Genomic DNA, 14,527 nt, shown 5'->3' with positions numbered 1-14,527 from the left:
TGACGCAATACAAGCAACTGATTATCAATTAGGTTATTTTTAAATGTAGAGGTTTTGACGTACCTATATATTTGTGTACGGGTTTTATAAATCCAATATTGCATCCTGAAAAACTAAAACCCCGTAGCGATGCTTGTCAACATTACCATCTTTTCCCGGAGATTCTCCGGGCTCCATTACATAGGACAATTTATTCTTCTCCAAAGTTTCCGATTTACCCAAATTTCATCCAGGTAACAATTTTCATTTATCACCAAAACAACTATTGAGAGCTATGAACAAAAGACAGCTTTTGTGCCGGCTGCTGCTATTTTTTCTGGCGATTGTAATTCAACAGGTCGCAATCGGCCAAACAAGAAAGATCAGTGGTGCCGTAAAAGACGAGAAAGGCAACCCTATTGCCGGAGCTTCTGTTGAAACGACCAAAACACCCGGAAATACAATCCTCGGTACGGTAACAGACGCCGAGGGAAAATTTTCACTAACGATTGATGCTTCATGCAAAGTATTGAGGATAACAAGCCTGAGTTATACCTCCAATGAAATTACAATTGGCAGCAAGACTGTTTTTTCCGTCTCTATGCAAAAAAGCGATGCGGCTAATTTATCTGATGTAATTGTAGTAGCCTATGGCCAGCAAAAGAAGGCCTCGGTAACTGCGGCCATCAGTACGGTGTCGGGCAAGGACCTTGTTCAATCGCCGGTAGCCAACATCAGTAATGGTTTGGCTGGCCGTTTGCCCGGTTTAACCTCTATACAAACTTCCGGCAAACCAGGTTCCGACGCATCCAACCTTTACATCAGAGGTGTTGGTACCTATGCCGGTGGTACCGCTACCAATCCATTAATAATGGTGGATGGTGTGGTACGGGATTCTTATAATGAGATCGATCCCAATGAAGTGGAAACGATCAGTATTCTTAAAGATGCATCTGCCACAGCCGTGTTTGGGGTACGGGGCGCCAATGGCGTAATTCTTATCACTACAAAACGTGGTAAGGAAGGAAACACCAAAGTAAGCGCTACCGTACAAACCGCTGCCAACCAGTTTACCAGGTTGCCCAAGTATGTAAACTCCTATCAATACGCTACCCTGCGTAACGAACAAATTTTTGAAACTTACTGGCAGCAACACGCCAATGACCCCGATGTATTGAACCAGGCAGATGGCTGGTCGAAATTCGTTGACAAAAGAAATACGGGATATGCACCACAATATTCTGATAACGACCTGAAATATTATCAGAATGCACATACACCAACACTGGCCGACGGAAGTAAAAACCCTTATTACGATCCATACTTCCATCCCGATCAAAACTGGCAGGACCAGATCTATAAAAATCACGCGCCTCAAACCCAGGCGAATGTAAATGCAACCGGTGGCACCAAAGGAGTAAAATATTTCCTGTCTGCAGGCTATTTAACCCAGGGTGGTATGTTCAACACCAGTTACATGCCCTTCTCAAAGGAAATGGATTACCGGAAGAACCGGTATAATGTAAGAGGCAATTTTGATTTTGATGTAAACGACAATTTCAAGATCGCAGTTAATATAGGTACCCAGTTTGTTCAGATCACAGGTATGGATAATGACGGGTATAACTATGAGAAGAACCTGATGTGGACCAATCCAATGGGTTCGCCTGGTTTTATCGATAACAAGTTCACCTTTATCTGGGGAAATACAGCCGAACAATTCAATCCCTTGTATAGTTTGGCTATGCGTAACAAGTATAATGTAAATGAGCAAAGCACCCTTAACTCTTCGCTCAATTTAATTCATAAACTCGATTTCATTACCAAAGGGCTTACCGTAAACGCGAAGGGCGCTTATGACAGCTGGTTCTCCAGCACCTCAGAGGGACAGTCGTTCCCCGTATACTGGACAGTGCGTCCCAACCCCAATGGCGATAACCTGAATCCAATTTGGGTGCAAATGAACAACGAGGCGCCTTCCACCCGTAAAGCGAATTATTATAAAGGTAAATGGCGTACCTGGTATGCAGAATTTGCCCTGAACTATAACCGCACTTTCGGCGATCATGCTGTTACCGCGCTGGCCATGGTTAACGTTAGCAAGAAGTTCGATCCCAGCCTGCAGTATAACCTGCCACATGCTTACCAGGGTTTGGTTAGCAGACTTACCTACGCGTATAAGTCAAAATACCTGGCCGAAATGGACCTGGGATACAACGGTTCTGAAAACTTCCCGGAAGGGTTGAGATTTGATTACTTCCCGGCTGTTTCAGCGGGCTGGATAGCCAGCAAAGAAGATTTCTTCCCCCAAAACAATATTGTTTCTTTCCTGAAAGTAAGAGGATCGTATGGTAAAGTGGGTAATGACCAGATCCAGGGTAACCGGTATCTCTATTTACCCGACGTATGGGCTTATAACGATTCTGTTATCAGGGGTTATTACTTTGGCCAGGCTGGTTCAAACCGTAATGTGGTACGGGCTGCCTACGAAAGCAGGATAGGTAATCCAAACGTAACCTGGGAAACTTCTGCAAAAGCGAATATCGGTTTCGAGGCTACGCTGTTCAGGGAAAAAGTAAGCATCACGTACGACCACTATACGGAGAACAGAACAAAGATCCTTTCTCAAAGGGGAACTGTTCCCGGGATAGTAGCGGCAACATTGCCATTTGCCAATATTGGTAAGGTAAAGAACTGGGGCAATGAACTGGAAATTACGTACCGCGACAGGGCTTCCAAAAACTTCACTTACTGGATAAAAGGTAATGTGTCCAACAACAAGAACAAGATCGAGTTCAGGGATGAAGCAATCGTTCCCGGCCTGGAGTACCAGGCACAAACCGGTAAGCCAATAAACCAGTCGTTGCTGTTACAGGCAAATGGCTTATATACATCGTGGGCCGAATTATATGAGGTAGATGGTAACAACAATCCCATTTTATCGAAACCCAGAGCAGCGATGGGTCCCGATGGCAAACCCTATCTGAATGCCGCCGGCCAAACCGTTTATCAGAAAGACCTTTCTTTCGGCAATGTACCGTTGCAGCCCGGCGATGTCAAAATCCTCGACATCAACCATGATGGTGTTATAGATAACAAGGATTACATGCGGTCTGGCTATACCAATATTCCCCGCGTAACCTATGGCATTTCATTCGGTTTTGGTTATAAAGGATTCGATATGTCGATCTTACTGCAGGGAGCAACTGGTGTAGAGGCCAATCCAATGCCAAGCACCGACCTGCATTTCAATGGTACTACCGAGGCGTTGTTTGAAGTAGACTGGAACCGGTTTACTCCTGAACGGTATGCCGCCGGCGACAAGATCAACTTCCCCATTGCCGCCTATAACCGCCAGGCTTATCAGAATACTTACTTCCATGTAAATTCTTCCTACCTGCGGTTGAAAAATGCAGAAATAGGCTACACTTTCCAAAGAGGTATGCTTGATAAGGTAGGCATTGGTTCTGTTCGGGTATACGCGAATGGTTTCAACCTGTACACCTGGAACAAGAACAAGATCTGGGGCGATCCTGAAAACATGGGCGTCATGGGCTATGGCCTTACCCGCACCTTTAATGCAGGTATCAATGTTGGGTTTTAATTGTTGAACCGAAAACAAAAAAGAATGAAAAGACTATATATTCCTTTTGTGCTGGCAGCCGGCATCGTTACGGCAGGCATGATGAGCACCGGTTGTTCAAAAAGTTTCCTTGAAAAACCAAAAGGTGGCGACATTACAGTAGACACCATCTTCCATACTCAAAAACAGGCGAACTATGCAGTAGCGGATATGTACGATTGGTGTGTTCCTACTGGTTTTGTACTGAATTCCTCAGGCGACAGCCGCGAAGATGTGCTGACCGACCAGGTGCACCTGTTATTGCCTGGTGCACAATGGGTGGCCCAGAATTTAAACTTCAACTATTACATAGCAGGCGGCATGGCTCCCACGTACAGCATCGACAGGGGCCCCGTTACCCAGCGTGGTAACACCGCCGCAGTAGCATTCACCAATTGGTATAAAGCCATCAGGAAAGCCAACCTGGTATTAAAGAACATCGACAAAGTAACAGATGCCACGTCTGACTGGATAGCAGATGTTAAGGGACAGGCTTTGTTTTGCCGCGTTATGGCCCATTACAGTGCGTTTCGCTTGTATGGCGGCGTTCCCATTGTATCACAGGTATTATCGGGCGATTCAAAGATCGATATCCCCCGGGCTTCTATTCAATCATTAGTTGACTCATTGGTTAGCTGGTGCGATGCGGCGGCCACGTTATTACCCGCCACCCGGGTGTCCAGCGACTATGGCAGAATTACCAGCCTGGCTGCGCTGGCGTTAAAATCAAGGATCTTGTTATATGCAGCAAGCCCCCTGTATAATACACCGGCAGATATGAAAGGCGCCATAAGCGCTGCCCGTTACAATGATGCCAGAGATTCTGTATTATGTTACCCTTCGTATGATAAAACCCGCTGGAAAAGAGCTGCCGATGCTGCCAAAGCAGTGATCGATGCCGCCTCATCTGCAGGCGTGTCTTTATACAATACCGGTAAACCAACCACAACAGTAAAAACTGATAACTACGCCGGCCTGGCCGACTATGAAGCAGTTTGTAACAATGTTTGGGGAACAGCCGGAACGTATGGCAACCCCGAAATGATCCTGGTAAATACATACAATCAAAATGACCCGAACCGCGACGGCTGGGCCGACTGGGGCAGGTATAATACCTCCAAAGTTCGTCAAATGGGCTGGGGCGCCAAGAACAACGTGCCCATCGAGTTCCTCCAAAAATATGAGAAAAGAGATGGTACTACCTGGGTAGCCACTGCTTCAGGAAACGATTTCAAAACCTACTTTGAAGGCCTGAACCTGGATCCACGCGCCTACCAGTGCCTGGCATATGCCGGCCAGTGGTATAACAGCGGTAAAACATTTTTACCTTATTACAAAGCATCAGCAGACGGTGCTTATCAAAAGGGAAGCCTGGTTGACGATACCAATGCAGGTGATAACACCGGCAGCGCCGTGGAGAGCTCAAAATTTGTTGCCCGCGTTGACAATAATAACGACAACCACTTTGCATGGCCGGTATTCCGTTTGGCGGAATTTTATTTAAGCTATGCAGAAGCGTTGAACGAGTTCCAGGGCCCTTCTGCCGAATCATTCCAGTACCTGAATGCCATCAGGCAACGCGCAGGTATGCCCGATAAAACGGCTGCCATGCTGCCCGATGTTGCTACATTCAGGGCTGCTGTTCAAAACGAGCGTTCAATAGAACTGGCTTTTGAAGACCACCGCTATAACGACCTGCACCGCTGGTTAACCGCGCACATTGTGTTAAACACTACGCTGCACGGCTTTGCTGTAACGGCATCAACCAATGGTACTACTCCCAAACCTACCAATCCATTCCTGAACTGGAATACGATCTCTTATGGGTCAAGAACATTCCCGGTAAAATATTACTATGTGCCATTTCCTTACGCTGAGATCAGTTTAAGGTATTTAGGCGGTGAAGGCTGGGATGGTCAAAATCCCGGATGGTAGTAATAAAGTCTATTGAACGATTAACTTGAAAACAATGAAATTTAAAAATATAAAACTAATTGCCTGCCTGATGCTGATGAGCGGCTACTCGGTAACGCAGGCCCAAACAGCAACAGGAAACCAGCAGGATACGATTGTATTGCCATCGAAAATACCAGCCACAACGGTTGACCTTGGCCTCAGAAGTGAAAAATCCTGGCGCACAACCGGCGCCCTGTTCACTATTACCGGTGAAGAACTGGCAAGAACAAATGCCGGTAACTTGTTAAATACCTTACAGGCAAGAATACCCGGGTTAACCGTAGCAACAGGTTCCGGCGAACCGGGTTATGATGGTCCTACTTTATATATGCGCGGACAAAGCAGCTGGAATATTGCCGGCAACGCACTTTCTATTTACCTGGACGGTTTCCAGGTAGACCTGAATGCTCTGTCGGCCCTGTCGCCATTTGAAATTGAATCGGTGACCTTGCTGAAAGATGCCGCCGCACTGGCCATCTATGGCTTTGATGGCGGAGCAGGCGTATTAAGCGTTCGCACCAAAGAAGGCACTCCATCGAACAGAGCAAAAATTGAGTTCAACGGTCGTTATGGAAACCTTACTCCCATCGCCATGCCCAAAGTAATGGATGCCTATGGCTATGTAACCGCTTATAACAAAGCATTACAAAACGATGGATTGCCCATTAAATATTACAACCCCGAGTTGTACAAAAGCAACGACGATCCTTTTCACCCCAATGTAAACTGGTACGATAAAGTACTGACCAATAATTCTGCAACCCAGGACTACAGCGTTTCTTTCCGCGGTGGCACCAATAAGGCCAGGTTCTTCGTACTGGGTGGGTATACTGATTTTAAAGGCGCGTATAAAGATGCAGATGCCATCAGTAAAGATTTTGGCACCAATGCCAAATACAAAAGGATGAACTTAAGAACGAACTTCAATGCACAGTTAACAAAAAACCTTTCCGTAAAAGCAACAGTTTCGGGCATTATCGAAGATCGTAATACGCCAGATGGCTTTACCGCCTCCTCACTGTTCGCGAATTTATTACGCATTCCGGCCGCAGCATTTGCTGTAAAGAACCTGGATGGCAGCTGGGGCAACAGTTCGGTGTATAAATTCAACCCGGTACAGTTATTAAGACAAAATGGAATTTACCGGTCGCACACCAGAAGTTTAGGTACCAACCTCAGCTTTAATGAAAAACTCGATGCAATCACCAAAGGGTTATCATTCAGCGGTGGCGTTTCGTATACCAACCTGTATGTGGGTGTATATGAAACAGGCTTCACTGTACCTTCATACGAAGTTACAAAAGACGCTTACGACAACCCGGTTATAGATTCAAAGGGTAATATAACCTACAAAGTGTTAGGAGCAGTAGGTTCCAGCATCAATGATGCCGGTAATGACCACTGGAACAGGAACAGCCTTCAGTTTGGCTTCAATTATGACCGCACCTTTGGCAAACATGGTTTTACCGGGATGTTACAGGTAAACCGTTCCAATTACACGCATGATGGCCAGATTTTCCCCGTGGTTGAACAGGGATTGCGCGGTGCATTCACCTACGATTACGATCAAAAGTATGTAGCCGACCTGTCGTTCTCCTATGCGGGTTCAGGCGATTTTAAGGCCGGTCATCGTTATGGCTTATTCCCTGCATTGGGTTTGGGCTGGATAGCCAGCAAGGAAGATTTTCTGAAAGACAACAGCCTGATCGACTTCCTGAAAGTAAGAGCTTCCTATGGTATAACAGCTAATACCAATGAGAACTTCCGTTTCTTATATGAAAGATGGGGCATTACCAATGGAGGTGTTACCATGGGAACTACCAATACTACCACCGGTTATGGCGGACGGAGCGAAGGCCCCTACCCCAATGCCAACTTTACCTGGGAGCAAAAAAGAACCGCCAATATTGGTGTTGACCTGACACTGCTGAAAAAGTTAAACGCTACGATCGATGTATTTGCTGAAAAAAGAACAGGGATCCTGGAAGCACCGGTTGGTGTTCCTGCCTATACCGGCTTTACTTTCAGAAATATGAACAGTGGTGAAGCAACGAATAAAGGCGCGGAAGTGGCCATCAGGTACAACGATAAAATAAAAGAAGGCTTTGAATATTATGCAGGCGTTTCATTTTCATATGCCCACAATGAAATAACCAAAAAGGCAGAGGATGCACAACCCTACGGTTACCTGTATCAGAAAGGATACCGAATTAACCAGTTCACGGGCCTGCAAACCGCCGGCTTTTACCAGGTGAACGATTTTGATGCAAACGGAAACCTGGTGGCAGGTGTGGTTAAATCAACATATGGCCAGGTTCACCCCGGCGATTTAAAATATGTTGACATAAATGGTGACGGTATCATCAATGACTATGATAAAACACCGATGAAGTTTACAAAACTGCCCGAAATGACCCTCGGCTTCAATGCTGGCTTCAGGTATGCCGGTTTTGATTTCGATGCATTTGTTCAGGGTGTAATGCACAGAACAGTGAGCCTGCTGGACGATGCCTATGATTATACGCATCCTTTGGCTAACAATAACAACATCACTGTTTTCAGCAACAACCCTTGGACACCGGAAACAGCGGCCACTGCCACTTCGCCCAGGTTATCAACCCTGGTAAACAACAACAATAACCAGCAGGCTGATTACTGGCTTCGCAGCGGCAACTTCATCAAATTACGCAGCGTTGAAGTAGGTTACACACTTCCGGCAAAAAGTTTCCTGAAGAAGGTGGACGTGCTGAGAATTTATGTTAGTGGCAATAACCTGTTAAGCACAAAGATCGATGGCCTGGAGCCGGAAAGACTGTCAATGGGCTATCCTTTGATGAAGACAGTTACCCTGGGTGCTAAAGTAAAATTCTAGAACAATTGAAATTAGAAGAGGATGAAAAAAATTCATTATACCGTCATTACTATAATAGCTGCGGCATTGGGGCTTGCGTCCTGTAACAAAGACTTCCTGGATGTGAAAAAGATCCCATCGGATATGCCGATTGACCTCACTTATAAAAAATACGATTACATTCAGCAGGTTGTATGGAACGCCTACAGCTATCTGCCCGATGGCTATGCGTGGGAAGATATGGAGGCTGCAAGCGATGACGCCTACCATACCAACGTTAACAACCGGTCACATACCTTCAACTATGGGGTATGGAACCAGTTCAACAACCCCGACAATACCTGGGCGAACTACTTCAATGGTATTTACCAGGCCAACCTGTACTTACTGCATAAGGGAGATGTAGACATCTCTTCCCAGGCCAACAGCATCGTCAACAACGATTCTACTGCTTACAAAAGAGTGGTGTGGAACCTGAAGTTCATGGAAGGCGAATGCTATTTCCTGAAAGCCTTCTTCTATTTTGAACTGGTAAAACGCTATGGCGCCGTTCCGGTTATTGACCAGGCACTGGATTACAACGATGCCGCCAGCTGGAAAGGTTTGCCAAGAAACTCAGTAGACCAGGTGTTTAAATACATCGTCTCTTTATGCGATAAAGCCGCGGTGATTATTCCTGACAGCGTTCGTACCAGCTCAACAACCAGCTTTTACGAATCAGGCAGGGCCACGTACTTTGCGATCAAAGCGTTAAAAACAAGGGCCCTGCTGTATGCAGCAAGTCCTTTATATAAAGAGGCAGGTTCAACCTATACCTGGGCCGATGCCGCCGCTGCTGCCAGTGAGATCATTAAATCAAATGCATTCAGCCTGGAAGCCACTTATGCCAATGCGTTTGTAGCAGCCAATGATAAATCTGTTGAGGCCATTTTCTTTAAAAGATATGGCAGCCAGAATGGGTTTGAAAAGAACAATTTCCCCATCTCGTTCGAGAACAGCAACGGCAACAGCATTACCCCCAGCGGAAATTTTGTTGACGAGTTTGAGGTGAAGAACAGCGCCACTGTTTCGGTTCCTTTTGATTGGAATAACCCGGCCCATGCTACTAATCCATATGCTAACCGCGACCCACGGTTGGCGGCCACTGTAGTATACAATGGCGCCTTATTTAAGGGCACGGCCATTCAAACCTACTATGGCGGTAGTGCCGGTCAGCCCAAATTAAACGCCACCAAAACCGGTTATTACCTGGCCAAGAACGTAAACCAGTCGGTTGACCTGCTCAACAATACCACTACCACGCACCAGTGGTTGTATTTCAGGTATGCAGAAGTATTGTTGAATTATGCAGAGGCCATGTATAACGCTTATGGCTCTGCCGGCGATCCATTAAGCTATGGCAAGACTGCCCTGGACGCCATCAACCAGGTAAGAGCACGCAGCACCATGCCAGCCCTGGCTGCAGTAACTGCCGATGCCATTGTGCATGAACGCCGGGTTGAACTGGGTTTTGAAGGACACCGCTGGTGGGACCTTCGCCGGTGGAAAAAAGGAAGTGTGCTGGCCAATCCGGTAAACAGCATTTCCATCACGCTCAACGGATCAAACTTTACCTATAAGCCCACTAAACTGGAAGACCGGGTATTTGATCAATCCAAAATGAACTGGTACCCCATTCCACAAAGCGAGATCACCAAAACCGGGTGGGATCAAAATACCGGCTGGTAATTTAACCCTATATACTTTAAAACTACGTTCATGAAGTCATCAATAAAATTCAACATAATAACTGCCATTTGCCCGCTGGCATTGGGTGTGTTGGTTCTTTTTGGTTGCAGCAAAGGATCAAACAACAGTTATGAATCGTATGGAGCAGTTGACAGCCTTACGGCTACATTTACCGTATCGCCCGTACCTGGTAACGATACCAAATTCATTATCACCAACACCACCCAGGGTGCCTGTGTGGGCACCCGATGGGATGTAGGTAAGGACACCAGCGGCGGCGCTATGGGAAAACCAGTTGACACCGTGTTTTATCCATTGGCAGGTACCTATACCATTAAAATGTGGGCATTGGATAAAAGAGGCAAACTGTACAGTGCCGCACCGGTTAAAGTAACCACCACCAAAAACGATCCCGCTTATGACAACGTGATCAAAGGCGGCGCTATGAACACCGGCGACGATCAGTACTGGAGCAAGTTTGATGCAGTATTGACCAACAGAATAACCTGGACGCTTGCAAACAACGCTTATACCGGCCAGGTATCCGTTCCGGTAAGCATACAACCTAACGGCGGTATTTACCAGGCAGTACAGGTGGTGGCCAATAAAAAGTACCACTTTGCCATGACTGCTACTTATGGCGCACCCAACCTCGCGTGGCTGGAAGTATACATCGGTCCCTCCACACCCGTTGATGGTAAAGACTATACCGATGGTGGCAAACGGCTCGGTTATATTACCTGGAACTCGTGGGTAGCCTACAGTGGTTCAAAAGGGTTTGATATAACGTTTGGCGCCAGCGGCACCTATTATGTGGTTGTTAAAGCAGGCTGTAATGCCGGGGGCAATTTCAGTACCTCAGGCTTTAGCGTAACCAATGTTGATCTCCGCCGCATCCAGGAATAGTGATTGATCGATTTCGGAGAAATGAATTAGTTTCTTTTGTTCGATCCATATAGTAACAAGCCATCCCGATTCTTCGGGATGGCATTTTTTTTAAAATAAGTTTGCGCAACTAATCAGTTGCGCTTATATTTGCAACTGATTAGTTGCAAATAATCAAAAACGCTATGAGAAGAGATATTTTTCAAGCCATAGCCGACCCCACCCGGAGAGCCATCATTGCGTTAATTGCCATACAGGCAATGACACCCAATGCTATTGCCGAACACTTCGACATGACCCGGCAGGCAGTGTCCAAACATTTACAAATACTTGTCGAATGCGAAATGGTGAAACAGGAACAGGAAGGCCGGGAGATCTTTTACCAGCTGGAGATTGAAAAAATGAAAGAAATCGACAAGTGGCTGGAGCAATTCAGAAAGATCTGGGATAAACGATACCAGCAACTCGATAAATTATTACTTAATATTAAAAAGTCAAAAAAATGATACACAACCTGCAATTTGATTTCCTGGTAGATAAAGCAAAAAATACCCTTACCATCAGACGGGAATTTTTAGGTAGCCGCCAACTGGTTTGGGACTGTTATACCAAAAGTGAATTGTTAGATCAATGGTTTGCCCCCGAACCATTGACCACAAAAACAAAATCAATGGATTTTCGCGAAGGTGGCCACTGGCACTACGCCATGGTAGAACCGAACGGCACTGAATACTGGGGCTGGACAGATTACGTGAAAATAAAACCAATCGACTTCTATACCACATTGGATGCGTTCAGCAATGCCGATGGCGAAATAAACAAAGACCTGCCCCGCGCCGAATGGCGGTTAACGTTTACCGAGAAAGGTGAAAATGCGCTCGTTGAAACCATCGTAACTTACAAATCACTGGCAGAGCTGGAACAGGTAATTCAAATGGGTATGGAACAAGGCATGATGGCCACCCTGCAAAAACTGGATCAACTGTTAGCGAAAATTAATAAATAGCTGCAACTGATCTTTTTAAAAAAATGGCCGTCTCAAAATTGATTCGAGGCGGCCGTTTTTTATTGTTGAATCAACCTGTAATAAGTAGCCAAATCAGTCGATGACAATTTAGTAAACCCTGCCTGCCGCGGTAATTCATGTCCCTGATCCGCTGCATCTGTGCCGGATAATGTACCGCAAGATATAATAACAATTCTTCCAGCTTTACCCGTTGCAGCCCGGGATGTACGGGTTTATCACCCACCAGCAGGTTGTCGAGCGACCGGGTAAAGTTCACCAGGAATTCATCCTTTTCAAACAGCAGGAAAGGCTGCGGGCCCGATCGTTTGGTTGGTTTGCCGATCAGTGCCCCGTGCCGGGTAAAAAAATCAGTCAGCAGGCTTGGTGGTGCGGTGCCTCAGTATGGAGATAGCAGTCTTTTCTGTTTTCAAGGATCTAAAGTTAGAAAATTTATACAGGCGGTTATTCCGGGTATGGCTTTTTCAGTTAATTTACCGTTCATTTTACACTTTAGTAATTAATATGATCCGATTCTTTATTGTCTTTTCCTCCTTATTCCTGGCATTGCAGTCCGGTGCGCAAACCCTTACCATGCCTGCCGGCATTCAAAAGGCCTATACCAATGGAACCCGGAATGTAAATGGAAAACCGGGAGAAAAATACTGGCAAAATCGTGGCCGTTATAACATTTCAGTAACGGTAATGCCGCCAGACAGCACCGTAAGAGGGGTAGAAGAAATTGTGTATTTCAACAACAGCCCCGATACCCTCAGCAGCCTGAATATGAAATTGATCATGAATGCGCATCAGAGCAGCGGCAAACTCAAGGTGGATGAAATTAAGATCCGCGAATCCAAAGTGGCCTGGGATAATAACATGGCTATTGAAACCAATCATATGGTTGACCTGGCTGCCCCGTTATTACCACATGATTCCATAAAGCTCCATATTACCTGGCATTATGACCTTGCTTATGGGGAAGGCCGCGAAGGAATGATCGATTCAACCAGTTTTTACATCGCTTATTTCTATCCCCGGGTTTCTGTGTACGACGATTATAAAGGCTGGGATATCCAACCCCATTTGGGTTCCCTGGAATTTTATAACGATTTTAATGACTATACGGTAAATGTAACGGTGCCCCGCAATTTTGTGGTATGGTGTACCGGTACCTTGCAGAACGCATCGGAAGTGTTACAACCAGCCATTGCTCAACGGCTGCAGCAGTCATTCACAAGCGATTCCACCATTCATGTGGCCACGGTGGAAGATTGGAGCAATAAAAAAGTAACTACCCAAAATGCCACCAATACGTGGAAATGGGTAGCCAATAATATCAGCGATATTGCCATGGGCATCAGCGACCATTACGACTGGGACGCGGCAAGCGTTATTGTTGCCAAAAAACGGCGGGTAAGCATGCAGGCGGCCTTCGCAGATTCAAGTGTGGATTTTCATCATTCGGTACAGTTTGGCCGCAATTCGCTGGCCTGGTTTTCTAAAAACTGGCCGGGCATTCCTTATCCCTATCCAAAATCGAACGCGTTTCAGGGATTTGCCGATATGGAATACCCGATGATGATCAACGACTCCCACACGCCCGACCTTGGTTTTGCCCAATTGGTGCAGGACCATGAACAGGCGCATACGTACTTTCCGTTTTACATGGGAACCAACGAAAGCTATTATGCATTTATGGACGAAGGCTGGGCCACCACATTTGAATACCTGATCGGCATTGCCGAGAAAGGCCAGAAAGCCGCTGATGATTTTTATAAAAAATTCCGGGTTGTTCGCTGGAGCCGCGGTCAGCATGCAAAGGAGAACCCCATTATTACCCCCAGCCCCGATGTAACTTTTGGCCATGGCAATAATGCCTATGGCAAGCCATCGCTTAGTTACCTCGCGGTAAAAGACCTGCTGGGCGATAAATTGTTTAAGAAGGCCCTGCATAACTATATGAATAACTGGAATGGCAAACACCCTATTCCCTGGGATTATTTTTATTCCATGGAAAAAGGTGCTAAAAAGAACCTGGACTGGTTCTTTTATAACTGGTTCTTCACGCCCGGCTACATCGATCTTTATCTGAGCAAAGCCGAAAAAACTGACAAAGGTTATACTTTGAACATAAAAAACATCGGCGGATTTGCCGTACCATTCGACGTGATCGCTACTTATGACGACGGATCAACCGAAAGTTTTCATCAAACTCCCATAGTGTGGGAACAGAACCAAAAAGAGATCATTGTAAATATTAAAACAGGCAAAACTGCAAAGTCGTTGAAGCTGGATGGCGGCATATTTATGGATGCCAACGAAAAAGACAATACCTGGACAGCCAATTAATTCAAATTCTCTTCAGGATTATACTTTTACTTTAAATATTGAATATTTGAATATCGAATGTTGAATATCAAAGTGAAATACAAGATATTTGAATTGTATTTACTTCAACATTGGACATTCTTCGGTTCAATATTCAATATTTATCGAGGCT

Annotated in this window: 9 protein-coding genes; 8 read left to right on the top strand and 1 reads right to left on the bottom strand. The window is 45.7% G+C overall.

Annotation, left to right across the window (positions count from 1 at the left end):
- Positions 1–274: 274 nt before the first annotated feature.
- From NIAKO_RS09470 to NIAKO_RS09440, 7 genes are all read left to right on the top strand, one after another.
- Positions 275–3,583: a SusC/RagA family TonB-linked outer membrane protein gene (locus NIAKO_RS09470; RefSeq protein ID WP_014218196.1), complete on the top strand. Its 3,309-nt coding sequence runs from the start codon at positions 275–277 to the stop codon at positions 3,581–3,583.
- A 24-nt stretch (positions 3,584–3,607) separates the two neighbouring features.
- Entirely contained in the window at positions 3,608–5,536 is a 1,929-nt protein-coding gene (locus NIAKO_RS09465; RefSeq protein WP_014218195.1) for a RagB/SusD family nutrient uptake outer membrane protein, read from the top strand.
- 34 nt (positions 5,537–5,570) lie between these two features.
- Entirely contained in the window at positions 5,571–8,429 is a 2,859-nt protein-coding gene (locus NIAKO_RS09460) for a SusC/RagA family TonB-linked outer membrane protein (protein ID WP_014218194.1), read from the top strand.
- 21 nt (positions 8,430–8,450) lie between these two features.
- Entirely contained in the window at positions 8,451–10,136 is a 1,686-nt protein-coding gene (locus tag NIAKO_RS09455; protein WP_014218193.1) for a RagB/SusD family nutrient uptake outer membrane protein, read from the top strand.
- A 30-nt stretch (positions 10,137–10,166) separates the two neighbouring features.
- A complete protein-coding gene (locus NIAKO_RS09450; protein WP_014218192.1) occupies positions 10,167–11,042 on the top strand; it encodes a hypothetical protein in 876 nt (291 codons plus the stop codon).
- A gap of 164 nt (positions 11,043–11,206) precedes the next feature.
- Positions 11,207–11,527 (top strand): ArsR/SmtB family transcription factor, encoded by a 321-nt coding sequence (locus tag NIAKO_RS09445; protein ID WP_014218191.1) that lies wholly within the window; start codon positions 11,207–11,209, stop codon positions 11,525–11,527.
- Positions 11,524–12,027: an SRPBCC family protein gene (locus tag NIAKO_RS09440; RefSeq protein ID WP_014218190.1), complete on the top strand. Its 504-nt coding sequence runs from the start codon at positions 11,524–11,526 to the stop codon at positions 12,025–12,027. The genes NIAKO_RS09445 and NIAKO_RS09440 overlap by 4 nt, the downstream gene beginning before the upstream one ends.
- Before the next feature lie 70 nt (positions 12,028–12,097).
- On the opposite strand, the gene NIAKO_RS09435 is transcribed toward NIAKO_RS09440, so the two are convergent.
- Positions 12,098–12,403, bottom strand: a complete 306-nt coding sequence (locus NIAKO_RS09435) for a hypothetical protein (RefSeq protein ID WP_425311430.1) — start codon at positions 12,401–12,403, stop codon at positions 12,098–12,100.
- 146 nt (positions 12,404–12,549) lie between these two features.
- Between NIAKO_RS09435 and NIAKO_RS09430 the strand changes: the two genes are divergently transcribed.
- Positions 12,550–14,376, top strand: a complete 1,827-nt coding sequence (locus NIAKO_RS09430; protein WP_014218189.1) for a M1 family metallopeptidase — start codon at positions 12,550–12,552, stop codon at positions 14,374–14,376.
- The last annotated feature ends 151 nt before the right edge of the window (positions 14,377–14,527 follow it).

It is taken from the genome of Niastella koreensis GR20-10 (assembly GCF_000246855.1).
GTDB classification, from domain to species: Bacteria; Bacteroidota; Bacteroidia; order Chitinophagales; family Chitinophagaceae; genus Niastella; species Niastella koreensis.
The sequence above is the reverse complement of the archived record's forward strand: the minus strand, read 5'-3'. Positions and strand labels throughout refer to the sequence as shown.

Coding starts and splice junctions, on each gene's coding strand:
- NIAKO_RS09455 (WP_014218193.1), top strand. CDS start 8,451: ATGAAAAAAATTCATTATACCGTCATTACTATAATAGCTGCGGCATTG.
- NIAKO_RS09470 (WP_014218196.1), top strand. CDS start 275: ATGAACAAAAGACAGCTTTTGTGCCGGCTGCTGCTATTTTTTCTGGCG.
- NIAKO_RS09450 (WP_014218192.1), top strand. CDS start 10,167: ATGAAGTCATCAATAAAATTCAACATAATAACTGCCATTTGCCCGCTG.
- NIAKO_RS09445 (WP_014218191.1), top strand. CDS start 11,207: ATGAGAAGAGATATTTTTCAAGCCATAGCCGACCCCACCCGGAGAGCC.
- NIAKO_RS09440 (WP_014218190.1), top strand. CDS start 11,524: ATGATACACAACCTGCAATTTGATTTCCTGGTAGATAAAGCAAAAAAT.
- NIAKO_RS09430 (WP_014218189.1), top strand. CDS start 12,550: ATGATCCGATTCTTTATTGTCTTTTCCTCCTTATTCCTGGCATTGCAG.
- NIAKO_RS09460 (WP_014218194.1), top strand. CDS start 5,571: ATGAAATTTAAAAATATAAAACTAATTGCCTGCCTGATGCTGATGAGC.
- NIAKO_RS09465 (WP_014218195.1), top strand. CDS start 3,608: ATGAAAAGACTATATATTCCTTTTGTGCTGGCAGCCGGCATCGTTACG.